This is a genomic window from Bartonella sp. MR168JLCBS (assembly GCF_042194175.1).
This window is the reverse complement of record NZ_JBHIMP010000230.1, coordinates 246-568: the sequence shown is the minus strand read 5'-3', so window position 1 is coordinate 568 and position 323 is coordinate 246. Positions and strand designations below refer to the sequence as shown.

Here is a 323-nt window from a genome sequence, read left to right as displayed (position 1 = left end):
ATGTCTCAGCTTGGTGGGAGCGTTGGGGTAGCAGATCACATCGTAATAGGTAAATGTGTTCAGATTGCTGCTGGAAGTGGTGTTATGAATGATATTCCAGATGGTGAAAAATGGGGAGGAAGTCCAGCGCGACCGTTTAAACAGTGGTTCCGTGAAGTAGCGGCGTTGCGTAATATTGGCAAAGTGAAAAAGGAGAAACGCTAGTATGATCAACACTGAAGGAACGAAAAGTTTAGAGGCTGTAGATATTGAAGAATTGCTTTCAATATTACCACATCGTTATCCATTTTTATTGATTGATCGTATAGTTGAAATTGATGGTG

Annotated in this window: 2 pseudogenes; both read left to right on the top strand. The window is 41.2% G+C overall.

Going from position 1 to position 323, the window contains the following annotated elements:
- Nucleotides 1-204, top strand: a pseudogene (locus ACFIK8_RS10550) (UDP-3-O-(3-hydroxymyristoyl)glucosamine N-acyltransferase); the annotation flags it as partial.
- Between the two features lies 1 nt (nt 205).
- Nucleotides 206-323, top strand: a pseudogene (locus tag ACFIK8_RS10545) (3-hydroxyacyl-[acyl-carrier-protein] dehydratase FabZ); the annotation flags it as partial.